Origin of the sequence: Myxococcus faecalis, from assembly GCF_050039385.1 — a bacterium.
Classification (GTDB): domain Bacteria; phylum Myxococcota; class Myxococcia; order Myxococcales; family Myxococcaceae; genus Myxococcus; species Myxococcus fulvus.
The window spans coordinates 2886830-2910133 of record NZ_CP144336.1 but is presented as its reverse complement, the minus strand read 5'-3'; the positions used below and the strand labels follow the sequence as shown (position 1 = coordinate 2910133).

At 68.7% G+C, this 23304-nt stretch carries 21 protein-coding genes; 9 read left to right on the top strand and 12 right to left on the bottom strand.

Features of this window, described 5'->3' with window-relative positions; translation table 11 throughout:
* The first annotated feature begins 48 nt into the window (after positions 1–48).
* Positions 49–558: a DUF1285 domain-containing protein gene (locus tag VZQ01_RS11480; RefSeq protein WP_223746455.1), complete on the top strand. Its 510-nt coding sequence runs from the start codon at positions 49–51 to the stop codon at positions 556–558.
* Here VZQ01_RS11480 and recA read toward each other — a convergent pair.
* The gene (gene recA / locus VZQ01_RS11475) at positions 555–1583 is read right to left on the bottom strand and encodes a recombinase RecA (protein WP_223746456.1); all 1029 of its coding nucleotides are present in this window, start codon (positions 1581–1583) and stop codon (positions 555–557) included. The two genes, VZQ01_RS11480 and recA, sit on opposite strands and share 4 nt — an antisense overlap.
* Positions 1584–1881: 298 nt before the next feature.
* On the opposite strand from recA, the gene VZQ01_RS11470 reads away from it, so the two are divergent.
* Positions 1882–3243, top strand: a complete 1362-nt coding sequence (locus tag VZQ01_RS11470) for an NAD(P)/FAD-dependent oxidoreductase (RefSeq protein ID WP_426747830.1) — start codon at positions 1882–1884, stop codon at positions 3241–3243.
* On the opposite strand, the gene VZQ01_RS11465 is transcribed toward VZQ01_RS11470, so the two are convergent.
* Entirely contained in the window at positions 3126–4883 is a 1758-nt protein-coding gene (locus VZQ01_RS11465; RefSeq protein ID WP_426747829.1) for a YifB family Mg chelatase-like AAA ATPase, read from the bottom strand. The genes VZQ01_RS11470 and VZQ01_RS11465 overlap by 118 nt on opposite strands.
* A 297-nt stretch (positions 4884–5180) precedes the next feature.
* Between VZQ01_RS11465 and VZQ01_RS11460 the strand changes: the two genes are divergently transcribed.
* Positions 5181–5753 carry a hypothetical protein gene (locus tag VZQ01_RS11460; protein WP_223746459.1) on the top strand — a complete coding sequence of 191 codons (573 nt, stop codon included), beginning with the start codon at positions 5181–5183 and terminating at the stop codon, positions 5751–5753.
* Here VZQ01_RS11460 and VZQ01_RS11455 read toward each other — a convergent pair.
* The 5 genes from VZQ01_RS11455 to VZQ01_RS11435 all read right to left on the bottom strand — a co-directional run bounded on the left by VZQ01_RS11455 (position 5654) and on the right by VZQ01_RS11435 (position 8901).
* Entirely contained in the window at positions 5654–6277 is a 624-nt protein-coding gene (locus VZQ01_RS11455) for a DUF2378 family protein (protein ID WP_074949874.1), read from the bottom strand. The two genes, VZQ01_RS11460 and VZQ01_RS11455, sit on opposite strands and share 100 nt — an antisense overlap.
* Positions 6278–6356: 79 nt before the next feature.
* Positions 6357–6857, bottom strand: coding sequence for an ExbD/TolR family protein (locus VZQ01_RS11450; RefSeq protein ID WP_408891648.1), 501 nt, complete (start codon positions 6855–6857; stop codon positions 6357–6359).
* A complete protein-coding gene (locus tag VZQ01_RS11445) occupies positions 6857–7270 on the bottom strand; it encodes an ExbD/TolR family protein (RefSeq protein WP_223746460.1) in 414 nt (137 codons plus the stop codon). The genes VZQ01_RS11450 and VZQ01_RS11445 overlap by 1 nt, the downstream gene beginning before the upstream one ends.
* Positions 7271–7398: 128 nt before the next feature.
* The gene (locus tag VZQ01_RS11440; RefSeq protein WP_141325234.1) at positions 7399–8082 is read right to left on the bottom strand and encodes a MotA/TolQ/ExbB proton channel family protein; all 684 of its coding nucleotides are present in this window, start codon (positions 8080–8082) and stop codon (positions 7399–7401) included.
* A 66-nt stretch (positions 8083–8148) separates the two neighbouring features.
* Positions 8149–8901: an energy transducer TonB gene (locus VZQ01_RS11435; RefSeq protein WP_223746461.1), complete on the bottom strand. Its 753-nt coding sequence runs from the start codon at positions 8899–8901 to the stop codon at positions 8149–8151.
* A gap of 231 nt (positions 8902–9132) precedes the next feature.
* On the opposite strand from VZQ01_RS11435, the gene VZQ01_RS11430 reads away from it, so the two are divergent.
* The 4 genes from VZQ01_RS11430 (at position 9133) to VZQ01_RS11415 (ending at position 15742) form a co-directional block, all read left to right on the top strand.
* A complete protein-coding gene (locus tag VZQ01_RS11430) occupies positions 9133–12339 on the top strand; it encodes a TonB-dependent receptor (protein WP_267697693.1) in 3207 nt (1068 codons plus the stop codon).
* Between the two features lie 36 nt (positions 12340–12375).
* Positions 12376–13071, top strand: coding sequence for a hypothetical protein (locus tag VZQ01_RS11425; RefSeq protein WP_223746463.1), 696 nt, complete (start codon positions 12376–12378; stop codon positions 13069–13071).
* Positions 13072–13188: 117 nt separating this feature from the next.
* Positions 13189–14733 (top strand): radical SAM protein, encoded by a 1545-nt coding sequence (locus VZQ01_RS11420; protein ID WP_426747828.1) that lies wholly within the window; start codon positions 13189–13191, stop codon positions 14731–14733.
* Positions 14734–14827: 94 nt separating this feature from the next.
* Positions 14828–15742, top strand: a complete 915-nt coding sequence (locus VZQ01_RS11415) for a hypothetical protein (RefSeq protein ID WP_194869177.1) — start codon at positions 14828–14830, stop codon at positions 15740–15742.
* A gap of 408 nt (positions 15743–16150) precedes the next feature.
* Here VZQ01_RS11415 and VZQ01_RS11410 read toward each other — a convergent pair whose 3' ends face one another.
* On the bottom strand, positions 16151–16858 hold the full coding sequence (locus VZQ01_RS11410; protein WP_426747826.1) for a hypothetical protein: 708 nt from the start codon (positions 16856–16858) through the stop codon (positions 16151–16153).
* Positions 16859–16861: 3 nt separating this feature from the next.
* Complete coding sequence (locus VZQ01_RS11405; RefSeq protein WP_267697690.1) at positions 16862–17434, bottom strand: DUF4920 domain-containing protein; 573 nt, start codon at positions 17432–17434, stop codon at positions 16862–16864.
* Between the two features lie 89 nt (positions 17435–17523).
* Between VZQ01_RS11405 and VZQ01_RS11400 the strand changes: the two genes are divergently transcribed.
* Both VZQ01_RS11400 and plsY read left to right on the top strand, forming a co-directional pair.
* Entirely contained in the window at positions 17524–17955 is a 432-nt protein-coding gene (locus VZQ01_RS11400; protein WP_223747747.1) for a DUF2752 domain-containing protein, read from the top strand.
* A 9-nt stretch (positions 17956–17964) separates the two neighbouring features.
* On the top strand, positions 17965–18543 hold the full coding sequence (plsY, locus tag VZQ01_RS11395) for a glycerol-3-phosphate 1-O-acyltransferase PlsY (protein WP_223785731.1): 579 nt from the start codon (positions 17965–17967) through the stop codon (positions 18541–18543).
* On the opposite strand, the gene VZQ01_RS11390 is transcribed toward plsY, so the two are convergent.
* From VZQ01_RS11390 to VZQ01_RS11380, 3 genes are all read right to left on the bottom strand, one after another.
* On the bottom strand, positions 18460–19698 hold the full coding sequence (locus VZQ01_RS11390; protein ID WP_223785730.1) for a THUMP domain-containing class I SAM-dependent RNA methyltransferase: 1239 nt from the start codon (positions 19696–19698) through the stop codon (positions 18460–18462). The genes plsY and VZQ01_RS11390 overlap by 84 nt on opposite strands.
* A 51-nt stretch (positions 19699–19749) precedes the next feature.
* Positions 19750–20034, bottom strand: coding sequence for an antibiotic biosynthesis monooxygenase family protein (locus VZQ01_RS11385; protein ID WP_426747825.1), 285 nt, complete (start codon positions 20032–20034; stop codon positions 19750–19752).
* Positions 20035–20158: 124 nt separating this feature from the next.
* The gene (locus tag VZQ01_RS11380; RefSeq protein ID WP_426747824.1) at positions 20159–23257 is read right to left on the bottom strand and encodes an FtsK/SpoIIIE family DNA translocase; all 3099 of its coding nucleotides are present in this window, start codon (positions 23255–23257) and stop codon (positions 20159–20161) included.
* Between the last annotated feature and the right edge of the window lie 47 nt (positions 23258–23304).

The window sequence follows — 23304 nt, the reverse complement described above, 5'->3', positions numbered from 1 at the left end:
CCCGAGGGGTTGAAACCCCCGGGCCGGGCGCGCAGATAGAGAAGAGCCATGCAACCTCCCACCGGACAGCCCCCCGCCGGCAAGCGCTGGCACACTCGCGAGGACAGCGGCATCCGCCTCGATGCCGCCCTGCGCTGGTGGCATGACGACGAGCCCATCGAGCACCCGAAAATCATCGAACTCTTCAACGCCTCTCTCATCCTGGACGACGAGGGTCGCTACCAACTGCGCATCGGGCAGGACTGGTGCTACGTGCAGGTCGAGGACGCCGCGTACGAAGTCCGGACCGTGGACGTCACGCCGGACGCACGTGTGTCCATCCGCTTGAGTGACCGCACCGCCGAGGCCCTGGAGCTGGACTCGCTCCAGGTGGATGGCGCGGGCGTCCTGTCGTGTCGGGTGAAGCAGGGCCGGGCCAAGGCGCGCTTCTCGCGAGATGGCCAGTACCAGTTCGGAGCGCTGTTGGAGTCGGGCCCGGATGGCGGGCTGGTCGTGCGCGCCGGAGAGCGCCAGCACCCGGTGGCGCTCTCCCTGGAGTCATTGACCGGCTCCGTCTAGGCGGCGGCTTCCACGGCGGGCGAGGGGCAGGGGAGCGGCGGTGTCCCCGCGAGCTCCCGGGCCAGCGCCTCCATCGTGTCGGAGTGCTCACGCAGCCACTCCGCGGCGCGCTCCCTTCCCTGGCCGATGCGCTCGCCTCGGAGACTGAAGTGGCTGCCGGACTTGTCGATGAGTCCCGTGGCCACGCCCAGGTCCAGCACCTCCCCGGCGCGGTGGATGCCGCTGCCGTACAACAAATCGAACTCCGCCTCCTGGAAGGGCGGGGCCAGCTTGTTCTTCACCACCTTCACCCGGGCCCGCGAGCCCACCACGGCGTCTCCCTCCTTGAGGTTGCCCGTGCGCCGAATCTCCATGCGCACCGAGGAGTAGAACTTCAGCGCGTTCCCTCCGGTGGTGGTCTCGGGGTTGCCGAACATCACGCCAATCTTCATCCGGATCTGGTTGATGAAGACGATGCAGCACCCCGAGCGGCTCACCGCGCCCGTGAGCTTGCGCAGGGCCTGGCTCATCAGCCGCGCCTGCACACCCATGTGCGCGTCGCCCATCTCACCCTCGATTTCCGCGCGAGGCACCAGCGCCGCCACCGAGTCCACGATGATGAGGTCCACCGCTCCCGAGCGCACGAGCTGCTCGGTGATTTCCAGCGCCTGCTCACCCGTGTCCGGCTGGGACACCAGCAGCTCCTCCACCCGCACCCCCAGCTTGCGCGCGTAGGAGATGTCGAGCGCATGCTCCGCGTCGATGAACGCCGCCACGCCGCCTGCGGCTTGGACCTGCGCAATCGCATGCAACGTGAGCGTCGTCTTGCCGGACGACTCGTTGCCGAACACCTCCACCACGCGGCCCCGCGGATAGCCTCCCACGCCGAGCGCCCGGTCCAACCCCACCGAGCCGGACGGAATCACCGCGACCTTGTGCTCTTGCGTGTCCCCGCCCAACGTCATCACCGAGCCACGTCCGAACTGCTTCTCGATGGACGCCACCGCCGCCGCCACTGCCTTCAGCTTCTCCGTCAGCTTGCTCATCGCTCCCTCGCCGCCCTGTCCTTGAGTCCGTGCTGCGCCCTGTCGCCCCGGAGCGGGGCGCCCGACGCATCGGCGCGGGAGAGAGCAACAGGCATGCCGCGAGGTACTCCCTGTGAACACATGAAGAGAGGCGTCCGCGAGGGACTGCGGGCGTCTCACGGGGTGGAGGGCGAGCCCACGTCTGGATTTCCAGGATGAGCGAGCGGCTGCTCGTCCGTCTGCTGAATTCACGGCGCTTTGCGTTGAAGTTTGGAGGGGGCGGCATGACCTTTCGCTCGTGAAAACCCAACGCGAAGACATGCCCCATGTGGTCATCCTCGGCGGCGGGTTCGCCGGGCTTCGGGCCGCGCAGCAGCTCGCCAAGGCGCCGGTCCGTCTCACCCTGGTGGACCGGCACAACCACCACCTCTTCCAGCCGCTGCTGTACCAGGTGGCCACGGCGACGCTGAGCCCCAGCGAGATTGCCGCGCCGCTGCGGGCCCTGCTCGGACCCCAGGGGGTCGCGGTGGTGCTGGCGGACGTGACGGGTGTCGACACTGCGGGGAAGCGGGTGCTGCTCTCGGATGGAGAGCTGAAGTACGACTACCTCGTCATCGCGACGGGGGCGACGCACTCGTATTTCGGCAATGACCAGTGGGCGCGCCATGCACCGGGTCTGAAGTCCATCGAGGACGCGGTGGAGATTCGACGCCGGGTCCTGCTGGCGTACGAGCTGGCCGAGCGTGAGACGGACCCTCGCATCCGCAAGGCCCTGCTCAACTTCGTCATCATCGGAGCGGGGCCCACGGGCGTGGAGATGGCGGGCTCGCTGGCGGAGATCAGCCGCAAGTCCCTGTCGGGCGACTTCAAGAACATCGACCCGCGTGATGCGCGCATCATCCTCATCGAGGGCCTGGGCAAGGTCCTGCCCGTCTATCCGGACGACCTGACGGACAAGGCGCGTCGCACGTTGGAGAAGCTCGGTGTGGAGGTCCGCACGGGCGCCCGGGTGACGAACATCGACGAGACGGGTGTCTACATCGGCACGGAGTTCATCGCGGCCCGCACGGTGATTTGGGCCGCCGGTGTCGCCGCCTCGCCGGTGGCGCGTTCGCTCGGTGTGCCGCTGGACCGCGCGGGGCGCGTGCATGTGACGCCTGAGTTGACCGTCCCCGGTCACGAGGACGTCTTCGTCGTGGGGGACCTGGCCTCGCTCAATCAAGAGGACGGCACGCCCGTGCCGGGGCTCGCGCCCGCCGCGATGCAGGAGGGCAAGCACGCGGCGGCCAACATCCTGCGCCGGCTGCGCGGGGAACCCATGGTGCCCTTCAAGTACTGGGACAGGGGCTCCTACGCGGTGATTGGCCGTGGCCACGCGGTGGGCATCGCCTTCCGGTGCTTCAAACAGACAGGGCTGCCCGCGTGGGGCGCCTGGCTGTTCATCCACCTGATGTTCCTCATCGGCTTCAGGAGCAAGCTGGCGGTGATGCTCAACTGGGCCTACTCCTATCTGACGTTCGGCAAGTCGGCCCGAATCATCACCGGCCCCGCGCCCAGGTTGGATCAGCTCACGCTCGTGGCCTCGTCGCCGGACGGGAAGGGGGCCCCCACGGATGACACGGAGGGGGCGTCGCGCCTCGTCTCCTCCTCGAATGAGCTGTCTCCTCCGTCGACCCACTGAGGCCTGACGCCTCGGGCACTGGGCAGGGACCCATCGGCGGGCGGTCTCCACCGCCCGCCCGTGCCTGAACGAAGGGGAGGGGGGCCTCCCTGGGTGTTCGAGTGCAGCCAGCCTCGTCGGTCCAGCGCCCTGGAGTCGATGGCGAGCCGCATGTCCACGTCCTCGATGCGTCCGTGGTCCTCCAGGTCCGCGCGAGTCAGGGCGAGCTTCAGGAGCCGGTCATGGGCTCGCGCGGACAGCCCATGGCGCCGTACCGCCAGCTCCAGCATCCGCTCTGCGCCGGGGCTCAGGACGCAGTGACGCCGCAGCAGGTGGGACGGCAGCTGCGCGTTGCAGTGCACGCTCGGCTCGTCCCGGTACCGCTCACGCTGACGTTGCCGCGCGGCCTCCACGCGCTCCCGATGGTGGCGACTGGAGGACTCCTTCGCCTCCGCGCGCGCGAGGTGGTGGTACTCCACCGGCCGGGTCTGCAAGGTGATGTCGACGCGGTCCAACAGCGGGCCACTGACGCGGGCGTGGTAGTCGAACACGCGGTGCTCCGGACACGTGCAGGTGTGTCCCGGCACGTTGAAGTAGCCGCAAGGGCAGGGGTTCATCGCCGCCACCAGCATCACCTGGCACGGGTAGCTGATGTTCTGGTTGGCGCGCGCCAGGTGGATGATTCCCTCCTCCAGCGGTTGTCGCAGCACCTCCAGCACGTTGCGACGGAACTCCGGGAGCTCGTCGAGGAACAGGACGCCGTGGTGCGCCAGCGACAGCTCTCCAGGACGGGCCAGGGGGCCACCTCCCACGAGCCCCGCGTCGGACAGCGTGTGGTGGGGCGCGCGGAACGGACGCTCGCGCACCAGGGCGTGGCCTTCGTTGAGCAGCCCCAACACCGAGTAGACCTTCGTCACCTCGAGTGACTCGGCGAAGGTCATCGCCGGAAGGATGCCGGGCAGCCTGCGCGCCAGCATCGTCTTGCCCGAGCCGGGGGGGCCGCACATCAACACGTTGTGCCCGCCCGCCGCCGCCAGCTCCAACGCCAGCTTGAGGTCGGGCTGCCCCCTCACGTCCGCCATGTCCGGCTCCGCGCGTCCACGGCCCACCGGATGCGAGACACCCTGACGAGAGAAGGGAGGGATGACGCGCGTCCCGGTGAGGTGGTCCACCGCCTCGCGCAGGCTCGTCACGGGCAACACACTCAAGCCCTCGACGAGCGCGGCCTCGGCCGCGTTGGCCGCGGGTACCATGACCCCCTCGAAGCCCTTGTCTCGCGCGGCCACCGCGAGCGGCAGCACGCCCTTGATGGGCTTGAGCGTGCCGTCGAGCGACAGCTCCCCGCCGAAGAGATAGCGCCCCAGGGGAGCCTCCTCGAGCAGCTTCGCCGCCGCGAGGACTCCCAACGCGATGGGCAGCTCGAACGCCACGCCGTCCTTGCGCAGGTCCGCCGGTGCCAGATTCACCGTGACGCGCTTCTGTGGCAGCTCGAAGCCGGTGTTCTTCAGCGCGGAGACCACGCGCACCTTCGACTCGCGCACCGCGCCTTCCGGCAGTCCCACCACGTTGAAGTAGGGGAGGCCGAGCGCCATGTCGACCTCGCACTCCACCACCACCGCGTCGATGCCCATCAACGCCCCCGACCGCACCCTCGCCAGCATCCGTCCCCCTCCCGCATCGCCCGGCTCCGCGTGGAGCAACCCGCGTACCGCCATCCCTCCGAGGAGAATCCCGTGGAGAGCCAATCCCCTGGGGCGGATGCCTGTCCCATCCCCAGGAACTCCAGGGTTCCACACTCACTGGATAAGTGAAGGGGCCTCTAGCCAGGGCGGGTGCGCCTTGGGTAGCTTGGCAGGGAGTTGGGGAACGCAGGGGGAATGACGCAAATGGGGTCGCAGGAGATTCAGCGGCGTCGTCCGGTCCGTATCCGCCGGGCAGACATGAAGCGGGGTCAGCGGATGAAGGTCGCCTTCGCGATGTTCCGCTTCTGCCTCTACGGCATGGTGGGCATCAGCTCGGAGATCTTCTTCTACAACCTGGTGCGCGTATCCCGGGACGTGCCCGTCCTCGGCTCGCTCTTCCAGTTCCAGTGGCGGGTGGATGACCGCCTGGGGCTCAACGCCATCTGGGACACCCCCGCCGTCACCGCCTACGGGCAGTGTTCGCTGTGGATGTTCTTCATCTACGCCATCGCCTGCTTCTTCTTCGTGGAGCCCGTCTTCCGCTGGATGCTCTACCAGCACGCCAGCCTCCGGGCCGCCGTCTATGGCGTGGGCATCCTGCTGTTCGAGGGCTTCAGCGGCCTGGTCCTGGAGCGGCTCACCGGCTACCGCATCTGGTACTACGGCGACGCGGGCGCCATCATGGGGCAGATGACGTCGCTCTACATCCTGCCCATCTGGATGGTGACCGGCCTCATCGCCGAGTTCATCTACAGGGAACTGATGGACCCGGACCTCATGGCTGCCTTGGAGTCGCCGCTGCCGGCCACGCCCGAGGAGACCGAGGCTTCCTTCCAGCTGATGCGATAGGTGCAGGCGTGGCCGTCGTAGCCTGACGGCTCCACGCGCACCTCCTGGGCGCCGGCCACTCGCAGGCCGGCGTGGATGATGCCCGCCGTGAAGTCCGGGTAGTCGCCCACCTCGTTCATCCACAGCTCGAACTGGGTGGGCGTGAGCTCCACCAGCTTCGACTCGGTGTAGTTGTTGCCCGCCCGGAAGTTCTGCGTGGCCCGCATCAGCGTCCGGCGAGGCCCCAGCACCCGCAGCAGCGACAGCACCGCGCGGCCGAGCATCGTCTCGCGGAAGCCCTCGATATAAGCCTCACCGAGCTTCCAGGTCCCCTGGGCGACGGCCTCCTGGGGGAACAGCTCCTCCGCGGCGATGCGTAGGAACGCCATCCAGGACGTGAAGGAGTAGGCGGGACGCAGCTTCTGGTCCACGTCGAGCCCCGCCTGCTTCAGGCGCTGCTTGCAGGCAGGCGTCAGCCGCCCGTGCAGCGCGCGCAGGAAGAGGGCTTCGATGGTCTGTTCAAAGACGAGAAGCTCGTCGGCCATGAGGAGTGGACTCTAGCCGACGAGCTTCTGATTGTGAACCGCGACTCCAACCCGGAGCGTAGGCTCCGGGAGGGACATGTCAGGGCGTGGGAGCGGGCGCCGGGGTGCCCGTGTCCACCTGCGTGCCCTGGATGATGGCGTTCGACGGCAGCTCCGTCGCCATGCCAAGCACCTTCGCGCCGGCCGCCTTCGCGCCGTCCAGGGCCGCGATGAGCCGCCCGTAGTTGGTCGCGTCGTCCGCCATGAAGAAGACGACCTTCTCGTCCGCCTTCTTCGCCGCCAGCATGCGCTTGAGCCGGTTGACGTAGTCCGACGCGGGCACCTTCTCCGTGTTGATGGAGTAGCTGCCGTCCTTGTCCAGCAGGACCACCAGCTGCTGGTTGTCTGGATTCTCGGGAGGAGGCTCGTTCTCCACCTCCGTGTCCGGCACGCGCACCAGGATGTCCTTCTCCAGGAGGGGCGTGACGACCATGAAGATGATGAGGAGCACCAGCACCACGTCCACCAGCGGCGTGACGTTGATCTCCGAGTTGGGCGCCGACTGCGGCTTCACCCACTGGCGCTGCTTGTGGCCGGCCATTACTTCTTCTCCTCGACGCCGAGCGCGATCTGCTTCGCCTTGGCCTTGCGGGCCACGTCGAGCACCTTGCGCACGTCGCCCACGTTCACCGTGTTGTCACCCTTGAGCAGGATCTTCTTGCCCGGGTCCTTCACCAGCTCCTCCGCGATGCGGTCCTGGAGGGCCTGCTCGTCCACCTGATCATTCTCCACGAACACCTTCTTGTCCGGGGTGATGGAGACGTAGAGAGGGTCCGAGTCCTTGCCCTTCTCTTTTTCAATCTCGGTGGCCTTGGGCAGCTCCACGGACTTGCCGCGCTGGAGCATGGGGGTGACGACCATGAAGATGATGAGGAGCACCAGCACCACGTCCACCAGCGGCGTGACGTTGATGTCGCTCTTGATGCCCCCCTTGGGGCCTGCTGACATTCCCATGCGTTTAACCTGCTTCCGGATGGTGGAAGCCCGCCTTCCCAAGGTGGCGTCGCGGGCCCCGAGGTTCAGGAGCCGCGTTCACGTCAGGAGGCGGGCCTCGGGTCGTCCCCGGGCTCGCCGGTGACTGCTCAGGCCGCGTGCGAGGACTGCGCGCCGCCGCCCAGGTGGCGGGCCACGACGTCGAGGAACTCGTTGGAGGACTCGCTGATGTCCACCGCGCGAGCATCCACCCAGCCCTGCAGGAAGTTGTAGGCCATCACGGCGGGGATCGCCACGAGCAGACCGAAGGCCGTGGTGATGAGCGCCTCGGCGATACCGGCCGAGATGGTGCCCAGACCGCCGGAGCCGGCCGCCGCCATGAGCTGGAAGGCGTTGACGATACCCATCGTCGTGCCGAGCAGACCGACGAAGGGGGCCGTCGAGCCGACCGTGGCCAGGAGGCCCAGGCCGCGCTTCATGCTCTGCACCTCGCGCTGCGCCTGGCGCTCGAGCGCGCGGGCCACGGACTCCACCGCCACGTCCTTGTTGTTGGGGCTGATGCGGTAGGCCGTCAGACCGGAGTTGATCACCCGGCCCAGGTGGCCCACGTCCTTGCCCAGGTTCGTGTTGGCCGCGGTGGTCAGGTCACCCTTTGCCAGGATGGCACCCATCTTGGCCGCGAAGTTGCGGCTGTCGGACCGGGTCTTGCGGAAGACGATCATCCGCTCCGCCATCACGACCAGGGACGCCACCGACATGATGGCCAGGGTGAAGATGATCATACGGGCGAAGAGGCCCGTGTGTGCCCAGATTTCGACGAGAGTGAATTGCATGGCTTTGGAGCGCTCCTCCTCACGAGCGCGGGGTGGTCGGCGGTGCTTCTCTACGGCGCGCCCGGATCAGCGCGGCAGCTTCAGATTCAGGGTGAAGGTGTAATCCACCTGGACCGGACGGCCCTGGAACGTGACGGGCTTGTAACGTGACGACGTCAGGGCGTCCATGACGGCCTGTTCCATGTGGGGCAGGGGCTTGATGATTCGGCAGCGCTCCACACGGCCTTCCACGGTGATGACGCACTTGACGATCATCGTGCCCTGCACGCGAGACTCGAGCGCCTCGCGGGTGTACTCGGGCTGCGGACCCGAGACCTTCTCCGGACGGGTCATGCCCGCACCGAACGGCAGCACTTCCGTGCCCGTCCCACCCAGCTGTCCACCGACCACGCCGCCGATCACACCACCGACGACGCCGCCCACGACACCACCGGCCACGCCACCCTCGACACCGCCCTCGACCGCCTCTTCACTGGGCTCCTCGGCGGCCTCTTCCGGCTGCTCGGTCGGCTCGACCTCCTTGGGGACCTCTTTCGGGATCTCCTTGGGCTGGACGATGGCGTCGGGCTTCTTGGGCTTCTTCGGGGTCGTCTTCGGCTTGGAGGTCGCCGCCGGGGGAGGGGGCGGCGGCGGAGGAGGCGGCGGGGCCATGGTGGCCTTCAGCGTCACCTCGATCTCCTTCTCCTCCTCGACCGGAGGCCTCGTCGAAAGAACGTAGGCCACCACGAACAGCGCCACATGCAGGATCACCGAGATGGTGGTTCCCACACCGAACCGCGCTTTGGGCGCCTGACCGCGGTCAAGGACTGAATCAAACATGTACTAGACTCCTCTTCACCAGTGGACACCCACCACGCCACCCCCGGCTGAAAGGGCGCGCCACCATACAGAAACGCGTTCCGGGTTCAAGTGAGCACGGTCAAGGGTAACTGACGTGATCGCGCAATTGCCCCACTGGTTACCAAAAAGCAACGGTCTATTGACAACTGCTCGACCTCGGATATTTTCCCCAGTCATTTTCGGTTGCAGCCCACCTTGGAGGGGTCTGGTATGCACTTGAACCGAGTGCTCCGGGAAACCGGAGTTGTCCTGGCCGCAGGTCTGCTTTATGGATCGGCGGCTTTCGCGCAGTCGAGCACGATGATCGGAACGATCATCGACGCTCAGAGTCGGCAGCCTGTTCCTGACGTGGTGGTAACCGCGACCTCGCCCAACCTTCAGGGTGAGCAGACCGTGGTTTCCGACGCACAGGGCAACTACCGTATTCCCCAGCTTCCGCCTGGTGTTTACACCCTGCGGTTCGAGAAGGAGCAGTTCAAGCCCTACGCCCGGTCGGACGTGCAGCTGCGTCTGAACCGCACCATCCGCGTCAACGTCGAGCTGCTCCCCGAGTCCCTCGGTGAGGTGGTCGAGATCGTCGGCGCCCCGCCGACCATCGACGTGGGCTCCACGACCACGGGCGTCAACGTGGATCAGGAGTTCATCAAGCGCATCGCGGTCGCCCGTCCGGGTGGCAAGAGCGGCGCGGCTCGCTCCTTCGAGTCCCTGGCCGAGCTGGCGCCTGGCGCCCAGAACGACCAGTACGGTGTCTCCATCAACGGCGCGACCTCGCCTGAGAACGGCTACGTGGTGGACGGTCTGTCCACGAACGACCCGGCCTACGGCGTGAACGCGAGCCCGATGAGCATCGAGTTCGTGCAGGACGTGAACATCATCACCGGTGGCTACCTGCCGGAGTTCGGTCGCTCCACGGGCGGCGTCATCAACGCGGTGACCCGGTCGGGCTCCAACGAGTTCCACGGCTCCGTGTTCGCCAACTGGACGCCTGGCACGTTCGAGGGTACCCGCAAGACGATCCGGTCGGAAGGCTCGGTCATCAGCGGCCTCAACGAGCTGAAGAACATGGGCGACTTCGGCGCCACCCTCGGTGGTCCGATCCTCAAGGACAAGCTGTGGTTCTTCGCCGGTTTCGCGCCGTCCTTCACGCGCTACCAGCACACCCGCACGCTCAACGCCATCCGCCTGGATGCGCAGGGCAACACGGTCACGGACGACACGGGCTTCACGGTCGTCGACCCCATCGCGGGCTCGGATCGTCAGTACTACGCTGACTCCCGGACCGTGCAGTACATGGGTAAGTTGACCTACCTCATCAACCAGGACCACACGGTCTCGCTCGCCCTCAACGGCACGCCGACGACCACGGGTGGCATGGGCAAGCTGTCCATCAACCCGCAGTCCGGTGGTCTGCCGGGCGCGATCTTCTCCCGTCCGGGCGACTTCGCCTTCACGGAGACGAACGCGAACGCCACGTCCGTCGCCCTGAAGTACGGCGGCGCGTTCATGGACAAGAAGGTCCTCGTCGACGCGACGGCCGGCTGGTTCCACCAGACGGCGTCCACCCTGCCGGCGGACGGCAGCAAGCTGGGCTCCTCCGAGGGCCTCGCGGGCTACTCCCGCTTCCAGTACACCAGCGAGCGCTCCCTGGCGGACCTCGAGGCCCTGCCCGCCGGGCAGGAGGGCGCCTGCGCCCCGTTCGAGACGGTCGATGAGGACGGCAATCCCGTCGTTGTCGAGCGCTGCCCCGTCATCGGCTACACGGTCGGTGGCCCGGGCTACATGAACGACTCGAAGCTGGATCGCTACCAGTTCAACGCGAAGGCCACCTACCTGCTCAACGCGCTCGGCACCCACGTGCTGAAGGCCGGTGCGGACGCGGAGTTCCTGTCCTACGACCAGCTCAAGGCGTACGGCGGTGGCGTGTACTTCCGTGAGTCCGCTCCGTATGCGGGCGCGACGCTCAACGGCCAGCCCTACTCCGGCGGCGCGGTGCAGGACTACCGTCGCTACGGCTACCAGGCCTCGCCCGACAGCCCCATCACCCAGCTGACCCAGCAGTCGAAGACCACCAGCACCACGGTCGGTGGCTTCCTGCAGGACTCCTGGTCCATCGCCAACCGCGTCACGCTCAACCTCGGCGTGCGCTACGACGTGCAGGCGATGTACGGCGGCGACGGCGAGCTGGCGCTCATCATGGGCAACCAGTGGTCGCCCCGCCTCGGCGCCATCGTCGACCCGTTCGCCAACGGCCGCACCAAGTTCTTCGTGAACTTCGCTCGCTACTACGAGCAGGTTCCCCTGAACATGCTCGACCGCGCGTTCCCGGGTGAGCGTCGCTACGAGGCCCGCCGCGCGCTCGCGTCGGACACGCAGGCGGGCTGCAACCCCACGGACCGCCAGAGCCAGCAGACGGAGTGCCGTGACCCGGCCTACGTGCTCGCGCAGCCCGAGAGCAACCGCAACCCGAACCGCCTCTACACGGGTGGCAAGGTCGAGAACGAGCCGATCGACCCGGACATCAAGCCGCAGTCGTCCAACGAGCTGGTGGTCGGCGCTGAGTACGAGCTCATCGCCAACACCCGCGTGGGCGCCAGCTACACGCACCGCAACATGAACATGGTCATCGAGGACATGAGCCGCGATGACGGTGCGTCGTACTTCCTCGGCAACCCGGGCAGCGGCTTCGCCAAGGAGTTCCCGAAGCCGGAGCGTAACTACGACAACGTCACGGTCTACCTGAACCGTACGTTCTCGGATGGCTGGCTCGCCGCGGCGAACTACACCTGGTCCCGCCTGAACGGTAACTACCCCGGTCTGTTCCGCCCGGAGACCGCGCAGCTCGACCCGAACATCCTGTCGGACTTCGACCTCGTCAGCCTCCTGGCCAACCGCACGGGTCCGCTGCCGTTCGACCGTACGCACCAGATCAAGGTGTTCGGCGCGAAGGAGTTCAACTTCACGAACGAGCTGTCCGCCAGCCTGGGTCTGTCCTACCGCGGCAACTCCGGCTCGCCGATCAACTACTTCGGCGCGCACTCGCTCTACGGTCCGGACGAGTCCTTCGTCCTCCCCCGTGGCGCGGGTGGTCGTACGCCCTGGCTGAACGTCATTGACTCCAACATCGGCGTCAACTACCGCGTCAGCAAGGACAGCGTCATCTCCGTCACCCTGGACGTGTTCAACCTGTTCAACTTCCAGGGCGTGAGCACGGTCGACCAGACGTACACCCTGCTCTCCGTGCAGCCCATCGCGGGCGGCAAGCCGTCCGACCTCCCTGGCAACGTCCAGTGGCAGGCCGGCGAGGAGCGCGACGAGCCGTTCGGCACGGTCGAGAACGACGTCAACCCCAACTTCAAGAACCCGACCAGCTACCAGCCGCCGCGCCAGATGCGCCTTGGTGTCCGGTACACGTTCTAGTCACTGGCCATTCACGGAACCAGGATTTCAAGTCACATGACCAAGAACATCTTCAATGCGGCAATGGTCCTTGTTGGCACGGCGGGTCTGCTGACGGGTTGCAACTTCGACCAGCCCGAGGCTCCCTGCTTCGTGCAGGACAGCGCGAGCTGGGCGACCCGGTATGACCCCATCGACGACCCTGTCGATGCCAATGGCGTGGGTTGTGAACTGCGGGCTCCCGTCGGTGAGCTGGTGGGCGTCTACAAGTTCAGCGATCCGGATGACCTGAGCAACTCGCTGCTCACCCTGCGTCCGCAGGGCGTGGCGTCCATCGCGAACCGCGACCCGGGCCCCACGACGGATCAGACGGCGCTGGGCCGGTTCGACACCGAGCCGGACGCGGATGAGTTCTGCACGGCGGAGACGCTCTCGGTTGCCTCGGTCAACGCCGCGGCCACCCAGACGCTTCCGGCGACGACCATCAGCTACGAGTTCAGCAACATCCAGGTGTACGCGGCGCCGTCGACGCCGGGTACGCAGCTGCGTGGCCAGGTGAAGTACACGCGCAATGGGTGCACCTCGAACTACGCCATCCGTTCGATGTGGCCGGCGGTCGCCTGCGACCCGTCCGATGCCACCTCGTGCGCGACCAACGCGAACCTGAACCCGGACTTCGCCACGGAGTGCCTCCAGGTGAGCGCGACGACGGCGATCTGCGTGCCGTCGAAGCCGGTCCCGTCGTTCAAGTAATCATCCATCGCTGAACAGCGCCACCCGCCTGGGTGGCGCCTCGCGGCCCCGGCAGCCCTCCTCAGGGAGTGGATTGTCGGGGCCGCGGTGTTTGGAGGCAGTACCCACTGGAGGCACATGGAGGGCCGTTACTCACTCATCCACCACGTCCGCTCGCTGCTGGACGACGAAGAGGGCACCCTCTACAAGGACGCGCCCTTCCGCGTGGTGCTCTGCTACCCGAGCCCCTACCACGTGGGCATGAGCTCGCTGGGCTTCCAGGCCATCTACCGGGAAATCCACCAGCACCCCGGTGCCACCGCCGAGCGTGTGTTCCTCCCGGATGACGTGGAGGCCTTCAAGAAGACGCGCACGCCGCTGTTCACCTGGGAGTCCCAGGCCCCGGTCTCCAGCTTCCAGATGCTGGCGTTCTCGGTGGCGTACGAGCTGGAGCTGACGGGGTTCTTCTCGCTGCTGGAGCTCGCCGGGCTGCCCGTGCTGGCGGAGGAGCGCCGGGATGGTCGCCATCCGCTGGTGGTCGCCGGTGGGCCCCTGACGTTCTCCAACCCGGATCCGCTGGAGCCCTTTGTCGACGTGCTCGTCCAGGGCGAGTCCGAGGAGCTGATCCACGTCCTGGTGGAGGCCGCGGCCTCCATGGAGCGCGAGGCGCTGTTGGATCATCTGGCGCGCATCCCCGGCTTCCGGGTGCCGGGCAGGGGAGGGGCGCGCTACCACGTGGCCCGGGCGACGGACTCGCGGTTGCCCGCCCGCTCGCAGATCATCACGCCGCACACGGAGCTGCGCTCGATGTTCCTCATCGAGCCGGAGCGCGGCTGCTCTCGCGGGTGCCATTACTGCGTCATGCGGCGCACCACCAACGGGGGCATGCGGACGGTGCCGCCCGAGCGGGTGCTGTCGCTCATCCCGGAGAACGCCAAGAGGGTGGGCCTGGTGGGCGCGGCGGTGACGGACCACCCGCGCATCGTCGAGCTGCTGCGCACCCTCGTGGACTCGGGGCGCGAGGTGGGCGTGTCGTCGCTCCGGGCGGATCGGCTGACGCAGGAGTTGGTGGATCAACTCCGCCGGGGCGGGGCGACGAACCTGACGGTGGCGGCCGACGGGGCCTCGCAGCGGATGCGGGACATGGTGGACCGCAAGCACTCCGAGGAACAGATTGTGCGCGCGGCCGGGTATGCCCGGACCGCCGGCATGAAGCAGCTCAAGGTGTACAACGTCGTGGGCCTTCCGTTCGAGGACGAGACGGACATCGACGAGTTGATCCGCTTCACGGCGGAGCTGTCGCGCATCCTCCCCGTGGCGCTGGGCGTGGCACCCTTCGTGGCCAAGCGGAACACGCCGCTGGACGGCGCGCCCTTCGCGGGCATCCGCGAGGTGGAGAACCGGCTGGAGCGGCTGCGCAAGGGCCTGCGGGGACGCGCGGAGGTGCGTCCCACGTCCGCACGCTGGGCCTGGGTGGAGTACATGCTGGCCCAGTGTGGTCCCGAGGGTGGGCTGGCGGCGATGGATGCCTGGCGGGCGGGCGGCGGCTTCTCCGCGTGGAAGAAGGCCTTCGAGGCGAGGGGCTGTGAGCCCTATCTCGCGCGTCGGGTGGAGGATGGGCGGCGCAATCCCACCCTCTGGCCCACTGTTCCGAAGGTGGCGCCCGCGCCGTCGGCCGCGTGACGGCGGGCGTACGAGGGCCATGCATTGTGGGCCCGGGTTCCGCTAGAAGACCGCATGCGCCGATGGCCGGCGCCCAGGGGCAGCGGAGAACCAGGTGAGCACGCAGCGCGTGGACAAGGCTTGGCAGCAGAAGGGTCTCAAGGAGTTCTCGACGGAGGCCCTGCTCGGGACGCTCGGCCACTACGGCATCCCGGTGACGGAGGAGGACTTCCGGAAGCTGTCGGAGTCGACCTTCCCGTTGGGCATCGCCCAGCAGTGGAAGTCGAAGTGGAAGGGCACCGGGCCCTTCAAGGATTTCGTCGTCGCCGCTCCCGTGGAGCTGTGGCGCCGCTGGCTGCCGGACCGCGTGGCGCCGCATGAGATGACGGACACGCTGGCGTCGCTCATGAAGTCGCTGCTGGAGCTGCTCAACGGCAAGACCGATGCGCCGGTGAGCGCGGCCTTCGAGCGGATGACCAGCCTGCGCGCGCGGCTGCCCGTGGATGACAAGGGCCTGCCCCAGGAGCGCTTCATGCAGGAGGCGCTCGCGCCGTTCTCCGAGAAGGACGCGGAGCTGTTCGACCGCCTCGCGGAGCTGCTCGCGCGCTCGGGCCACGTGAATCACGCGGAGTCCTTCGCGGAGATGGAGGAGTTCTTCCTGCCGGACCGCAAGGGCATCTCGCGCGCGATGGTGCGCGCGGCGAAGGGCGAGAAGGACGAGGCGGCGACGGACCTGGTCAAGCTGTCCGAGGACACGAGCCGCTCTCCGATTGCTCGCATCCTGGCCGTCGACGGCCTCATCCATCTCCAGACGCACGGCGTGGCCGCCACGGCCGCCCGGACGCTGCTGGCGTGGGCGGAGGAGAACAAGGACCTGCACCTCGCGCTGGACCTCATGCCGCGCCTGGAGCACATCTACAAGGCGCAGAACGACCGCGTGGCCCTGCTGGACCTGATGCGCATCGCCGAGCGGCTCGAGTCCGAGCACGACCGCATCCACCCCGGTCACAACCGTCACCGTCACCGGTAGTGAGCAGGCCCTCCGGCACGGCGCGCGGACCTCGGGTCCACGGCGCCGTGCCCGAGGGGCCGGCTCGAGGCGGAGCATGGCCGAGGTCTTCGCGAGCCCCTCGTTGCCGCCCAGGGCGTGAGGCTTCATCCGGCTGGGCTCGAGGTCCGCGACGCCGTGCCCGAGTGGCCGGCTCAAGGCCGCGTACGACCGCGGTCATCCTGAAACCCTCGTCGCCACCAGGGTGTGAGGCCTCTACCTGTCTGGCGCGTGGGCTTGAGGGCCAGGTCCCTGTCTCGAGCCTGCATACGAGCAGCGTCACCCCGCGACGCTCGTTGCCGTCACAGGCCGTGAGTTCGCTGACGCCACGGCGCGAGGGCTCGAAGAAGGACGCGCTGACAGGTCAGCGATGGGCTCGTGAGCGCCCCGTCACTCCGACGTGCCCGGGCCGCTGCTCTCGGAAGCGTCCGTGGACTTGCGGCGCCGCGCCCGCTTCTTCGGCGCGGGCTTCGCGTCCTCCTGGGCGGTCTTCACCGGGGCCACGTCCTCGAGCTCGCCCTGCTTCGTGGGCATGGCCGCCGCGCCCGGAGCCTCGGGCGTCGTGGACTCCTCCTGGGCTCTCAGCGGCGTCGAGCGCCTCAGGGGAATCTTGAGCACGTTGGGCACGCCCTCGACCACGTCTCGCGTGGAGACCACCGCGCCCACCGTCGTGTAGCGGATGGCGCCCGTCTGGGTGAAGGCGTGCTTGAGCGGGTACTCCTTCGCTCGCGGGAGGAACCAGTCGCGCGCTGCGCGCAGCGGCAACACGTGCATCTCCCCCTGCGAGAGGAACACGTACACGAGCAGGTCCGCGCCGCTGTAGAGGAAGCAGCCCGGGGTGTCCTTCTCCAGGTTGGACACCAGCTCGAAGAAGTACCGCTTCCGGGTGGCGTTGCGGTCCCCCTTCACCTCGATGCCGCGCACCTCGCCCGAGGGCAGCTCCCACAGCAGGTCCACGCCCCGATGCTGGAAGCGCGGGTCCGACTGCACGTCGTGCACGCGCGAACCCGGCTCCGTCTCCAGCAACCACGCCCTCGCGTGCTGGACGGCGCGGTCCGCGGCGCCCTGCACACCCTTCATGCTGAAGCCGCGCGCCATGTGTTACCGGCGCAGCTCGACGCCCGTCGCCACCAACTGCACCTCGCGCGGCTTGCCGTCCGCGCCGCGCGGGACGATGGCGCCCTCGGCCTCGTAGTGCGCCGCGTGGCCTTCGCTCAGCTCGGCCACCTTCACCACGCCCTCCACGCGCGCCTGCGAGCCCGCCGAGTCCAGCGGCACGAAGAAGCCGTAGTCCTTGAACGTCACGCGCACGCCCGGGCCCTTGGCCTGGCCCTCGGGGGCGAGCTCCATCCAGCAGCCCTTCTTCTCACACGCCTTGCGCACCGTGCCCTCGAGCCGCACCGTCTTCCCGTCGTGGGCCTGGGGCTTGGAGAGCAGGTCCGCGAGCTTCACCTCGGAGGCGCCCTTGAGGGCCTCGCCACGGGTGAGCTTCCAGCTGTCGTCCTTCGCGGCCTCGGGCTTGGGCGCGGCCGCGGCCTTGTCGGCCGGGTGGTGACAGTCGGCGGCGGCCGCGGCCTTGTCAGCCGTCTTTCCCTTGGCGGGCGTCTTGTCGCCAGCGAGGGCCACCAGGGGAACAGCGACCAGCAGCATCAGGGACGTGCGGAGCGAGTTCATGACCTGCCCGCTTAGTCAAAACTCGTTGCCCCGGCAAGGCGGCGCCCGTACTAGAGTGTGACTCCCGCACACCCCGGGGCGCGCAGCCCATGAAGGTCTTCCTCCCTCCTCGCAACCGCCGGCTCGGCACGGTGGACTACCTGGGCCTCATCGGCCTCGTGGGGCTGCTCGTCGCCCGCTTCATCCCGGTGGCGAAGCTCATCCCGTTCTGGGGCTGCGTGCTGCGCGAGCGGACAGGCTGGCCCTGCCTCGGCTGTGGCCTCACCCGCGTGGCGGACCGCGTGGCCCACTTCAACTTCGTGGGCGCGTGGGAGGCCAACCCCCTGGGCACCGTCGCCGCCGTGCTGTTCGCGCTCGCGGCCGTGGCCATGGTGGTGCACCTGGTGTTCGCCGTCCCCATCCCCGAAATCCAGCTCTCGCTTCGGGAGTGGAAGGCGTTCCAGGTGGTGATGCCCGTCATCGTCCTGGTGAATTACGCCTACGTGGTGGTGAAGACGCGCTTCCCCCACCTGCTGCTATAGCGTGGGGTCGTGACTCTCGCGCTCGTCCTGCTGGGCTACCTCGCCGGCTCCATCCCCTTCGGTGTCCTGCTGACGCGGTGGCTTCGCGGCGTGGACGTGCGCCAGAGCGGCAGCGGCAACATCGGCGCCACCAACGTCACCCGCGTCGCGGGCAAGAAGCTGGGGGCGGTGGTGTTGGTGCTCGACGCGGTGAAGGGCGCGCTGCCGGTGGCGCTCGCGATGCGGCTGGTGCCGGAGCTGCCCGGGGTGCACGTGCTGGTGGCGCTCGCCGCCGTGCTGGGCCATGTCTTCCCGGTGTGGCTGAGGCTGCACGGCGGCAAGGGCGTGGCCACCGCGCTGGGCGTGTTGCTGGTGCTCGTGCCCCAGGCGGCGCTGGCCGCGGGGCTCGTCTTCATCGCCATCTTCGCGGTGTGGCGCGTCAGCTCGCTGGGCTCGCTCGCGGCGGGGGCGACGGCGGTGGGCACGTCCGCGCTCACCGCTCGCGCGCCCGAGTACGCGGGCCTCTCAGCGGTCCTCTTCGCCCTCATGCTGTGGACGCACCGGAGCAACATCCACCGGCTCATGCGACGCACCGAGCGGCGCTTCTGAGTCCTCGCCGCCGCCGCCCGAGGGCCGGTAGCCGAGCAGCGTGCAGTCGATGGGGCCGTTCATCAGGTCGCGCCGCGCGGAGGGGCGCGCGTGGAAGGCGCTCTCGAAGGCCGGGTTGCCGCTGAGGACCCAGACGCGCCAGCCGGGCACACGCAAGGACTCGCCCAGCTTGTAATAGAAGCTCTTCATGCCCTTCTGTCCGCCCGTGCCGATGCGGTCGCCATAGGGCGGGTTGGTGAGGATGAGGCCACTGGACGCAGGCAGCGGCGGCAGCTTCGTCGCGTCGCCCTCGGCCAGGGTGATTTCCTCGGACAGCCGGGCCGCGCGCACGTTGCGCTGGGCGGCATCGAGGGCCTCCGGGTCCTTGTCGAAGCCCCAGAGCGGGACCTCCACCTTGCGCTCGTCGCGCCGAGCCTCCGCGCGCATGTCCGCGAGCAGCTCCTTCGCCCGCGTCCCCAGCTCGGGCCAGCGCTCCACGGCGAAGTCGCGGTTGAGGCCGGGCGCGCGCCGACGGGCCATCATGCCCGCCTCAATCAGCAGCGTGCCCGAGCCGCACATCGGGTCCACCAGCGCCTCGTCGCCCGTGTAGCGCGCGGCGCGCAGGATGGCGGCGGCGAGCGTCTCCTTGAGGGGCGCTACGGTGGGGCGCACGCGGTAGCCCCGGCGGTGCAGCGGCTCGCCGCACAGGTCCAGCGAGAGCGACAGCGTGTCGCGCGACAGGTGCGCCACCACGCTCACGTCCGGGTTCTTCGTGTCCACGTCCGGCCGCGTGCCCACCACGTCGCGCATGCGGTCGACGATGGCGTCCTTCACCTTCAGCGCGACGAAGCCCGAGTGGCTGTGCTCGCTGTCCTTCAGCGTCGCGTCCACGGCGAACGTCGTGGTGGGCCTCAGGTGCTCCTCCCACGGGACGCCGCGGGCGGCGTCGTACAGGCCTTGCGCGCCGCGGGCCTCGAAGGTGCCCAGCGGGTAGAGCACGCGCATGGAGATGCGGGACCAGAGACAGACCTTCAGCGCCTCGTCGAGCGAGGCCATGAAGCGCACACCGCCACGGTCCTGGCGGATGCGGCGCGCGCCGAGCTCCTTGAGCTCGTCGGCGAGCAGGTCCTCGGTGCCTCGGGTCGTGGTGGCGAATAGGGCGATGCGTTCAGCCATGGGACACCGCCCATAGACGACCTGCGCCTGCTTGGGAATCCAATACGCGCCTCACGTGCCCACCACCTCGTACATGGCGAAGGTGGCCCCCTCCTGCTCGGCGCTGGCCTCCTTCGCCTTCCGGAAGTCCTCCGACTGGAAATAGCGCCGCATCGCCTCCTTGTCCCGCCAGCGCGTCACCAGCAGCAGCTCCGGCGAGCGCTCGAACGAGCGCAGCACCTCCAGCCCCAGGAACCCCTCGTGCACGTCCACCCTGCGCGCGCGCTCCTGGAAGCGGGCGACCAGGCGCTCGGCGTCCTCGGGCGCGGCGCGGAAGCGGGAGATGGCGACAATCATGGGCACTCACCTGGAACACGTCGGGGCGGGCTGGGGATGCCCGCGCGGGGAGGAGAAACGGACAGGGGGCGCCCGGACCGAAGCCGGACACCCCCTGGGAGAACAACGGTGCGCCGCGGGTGGACTACATCGCGCCCGCGCCCGGCATGTCGCCCACCCCTCGGATGAGCACCTCGCGGGGCTTGGCGCCATCGGCGGCGCCGACGACTCCGTCACGCTCCATGCGCTCAATCATGCGCGCGGCGCGGTTGTAGCCGATGCGCATCTTGCGCTGGAGCATGGAGATGGAGACGGCGCGCATCTCGCTGACCGTGGCGAGGGCCTGGTCGTACAGCTCGTCGGACAGCTCGTCCTCCTCGCCGCCGGACTCCACGTCCTCGTCGCGCGGCTTGAGGATGGACTCGTCGAAGACGGGCTTGCCCTGGGCCTTGAGGTGGTCCACCGCCTTCTTGATTTCGTTCTCCGACACGAAGGCGCCGTGCACACGCTGCAGGTGCGCGCTCGTGGGCGGCATGATGAGCATGTCGCCCATGCCCAGCAGGGCCTCGGCGCCCACCGTGCCCAGAATCGTCATGGAGTCCGGCTTGGAGCGGAGCATGAAGCTGATGCGCGTGGGGAAGTTCGCCTTGATGATGCCGGTGACGACGTCCGTGGAGGGACGCTGCGTCGCGACCATCAGGTGGATGCCGGCCGCGCGAGCCATCTGCGCCAGGCGCGCCACGTACGTCTCCACCTCGCGGCTGGCGACCATCATGAGGTCCGCCAGCTCGTCGATGATGACCACGATGTAGGGCAGCTTCTTGAGCTCCTTCTTCTCCGGCTTGGACGCGGCGGCGTCCAGCGGCGCGCCCGCGTCGTCGTCCTCGGGCTCGGCCTCCACCTCGGGCACTTCCGGGGCGGACTCGTCCTCGGAGGACACCAGCGCCTCGCGCAGGTCCTCCACTTCCTCGCGCGGCGCGGCCACGCCCAGCCCGTCCGACGCCTGGGCCGCGGGCTTGGGCTCGCCACCCTCCAGGTCCACCACCAGGACCTTCTTGGGCTTGGACTTCTTGGGCGAAGGCTCCGCGGCGGCGAGCACCTCCTTCACCTCGGAGGCGGAGCTCTCCACCAGCTTGTTGTAGCCGGCGATGTTGCGCACGCCCGCCTCGGACAGCATCTGGTAGCGGCGCTCCATCTCCTCCACGGCCCAGCGCAGCGCGAGCGCCGCCTTCTTCGGGTCCGTCACCACGGGCAGCAGCAGGTGCGGGATGCCCTCGTACACGGAGAGCTCCAGCATCTTCGGGTCCACCATGATGAAGCGGACCTCCTCCGGCGTGGACTTCAGGAGGATGCTCATGATCATCGAGTTGACGGCCACCGACTTGCCGGAGCCGGTGGTGCCGGCGATGAGCAGGTGCGGCGCCTTGGCCAGGTCGAAGACGTACGGCATGCCCTCGATGTCCTTGCCCACGCACATGGTCAGCTTGCTGGGGCCCTTGAGGAACGCGTCCTGCTCGGCGATCTCCTTGAGATAGACGGTCTCACGGTCCTTGTTCGGCACCTCGATGCCCACCACGCCCTTGCCGGGGATGGGGGCGACGATGCGAACGCGCATCGCCTCCATCGCCATGGCCAGGTCGTCGGCGAGCGCGGCGATCTTGCTCACCTTGATGCCGGGGCCCGGCAGGAACTCGTACATGGTGACGACGGGGCCGGGGCGGATCTCCACGACCTCGCCGACGATGCCGAAGTCGGCCAGCTTGGCGCGCAGCTTCTCCGCCGTGGACAGGAACGCGTCCTTGTCCAGCTCCGAGCGCTCCTTCTTGTCGTACTCGAGCACGTCGAGCGGCGGCAGCGAGAAGCTCTTGCGGTCACCCACGAACTCGAACTGGTCCTGGGTCTTCTTGACGGTGGGCTTGGGCGGCGCCTTGGGCTCCACGATGAGCGGCATGCGCGCCAGCGCGGACGCGGCAGGCGCGGGCTGGGGCGCCGCGGCCTGCGGAGGCTGGGGCAGGGAGATGACGGGCGCGGGCGCCGGGGCCACGGGCTCGGTGGACTCTGGCAGCGCGGCGACGGGCGCGGAGGGGCCGGTGACGATGTTCGGCGTCTTGCGGCGGCCGCGCGGGGGCTCGACGCCCTCGGGGACGATGGGGGGCGCGGAGTGGGGCTGGGGCGCCAGGAAGGACGCGGCCCAGGCCGGGTCCGCGCCGGGGGCGGGGCGCTTCTCCGCGATGCGCGGCAGCAGCTTCTCGGCGGCCACCGGCGGGGAGGACGTGGGCGGCAGCGAGTCCGTGTCCTCGGGCAGGGGCAGGGCCTTGCGCGTCTGCTTCTCCAGCTTCTCCTTCTCGCGGGCCTCCTTGAGGGCCAGCTTCGCGGCGGCGGCCTGCTCCTTCTCGTTCTGACGGGCCAGGCGCACGGCCTCCTCGGCCATGGCCTCCGCCTCGGCGGCCTCGGCCTCCTCGGCGGCGCGCTCGGCCTCGGCGAGCTCCTCCTCGTCGGCTTCAATCTGCGCGAGGAATGCGGCCTCCTCGAGCTTCTCCTCGGCGGCGCGCTCCTGGCGGGCCTTGTACGCGACCTTCTGCTGCTCCCAGAAGGCCTCGGCGGACTCGGAGACTCGGCGGCCCAGCACGCACAGTCCGGCCCACACCAGCGAGCACAGCTTGAAGAACGTGTACTGGGTGCCGACGATGAGTGCCGCGGCGCTGATGGCGGTGACGAGGATGACGGTGCCGACGGTGGAGAACAGCCCCTCCATGACGCCGCCCAGGCTCGCGCCCAGCGCGCCGCCGGGCGGGTGTGCCCAGCCCTTGTCGCCGGCGAAGATGAGCTGCGCCAGCACGGCCACGCTCGCCGTCAGCAGCACGAGGCTGACGATCTGCGGCCCGCGCTTGCGCTCGCGGCTGCCCACGAAGAGCACCATCGCGGCGTAGACGCCTCCGACGGGTGCCAGGTAGGCGCACACGCCGAGCATCCCCCGCAGGGTCTCCGCGATGAGGTGGCCCATGGGGCCCACCGCGTTGCGGAAGCCCGGTCCGACCCGGTCATGGGCGTCGAACGTGGCCACCGACAACAATGACAGCAGGGACGCCGCCAGCAGGAAGACACCGGTGATGGCTCGGGCCGTCGTGCCGTCGCCGCCGTCGACCCCCGCCTTGCGCCGTTTGTCCGCGAGCGCCTTGCGACGCGTCGCGATCTCCTGCCGGGACAGCACTGCCTTCTCCGCCCGACCCTTCTTCGCCGTCATGACCTTCTTCCCTCTGCGCGTCTCAGCCGCGTAGCGGGCTGTAGCAA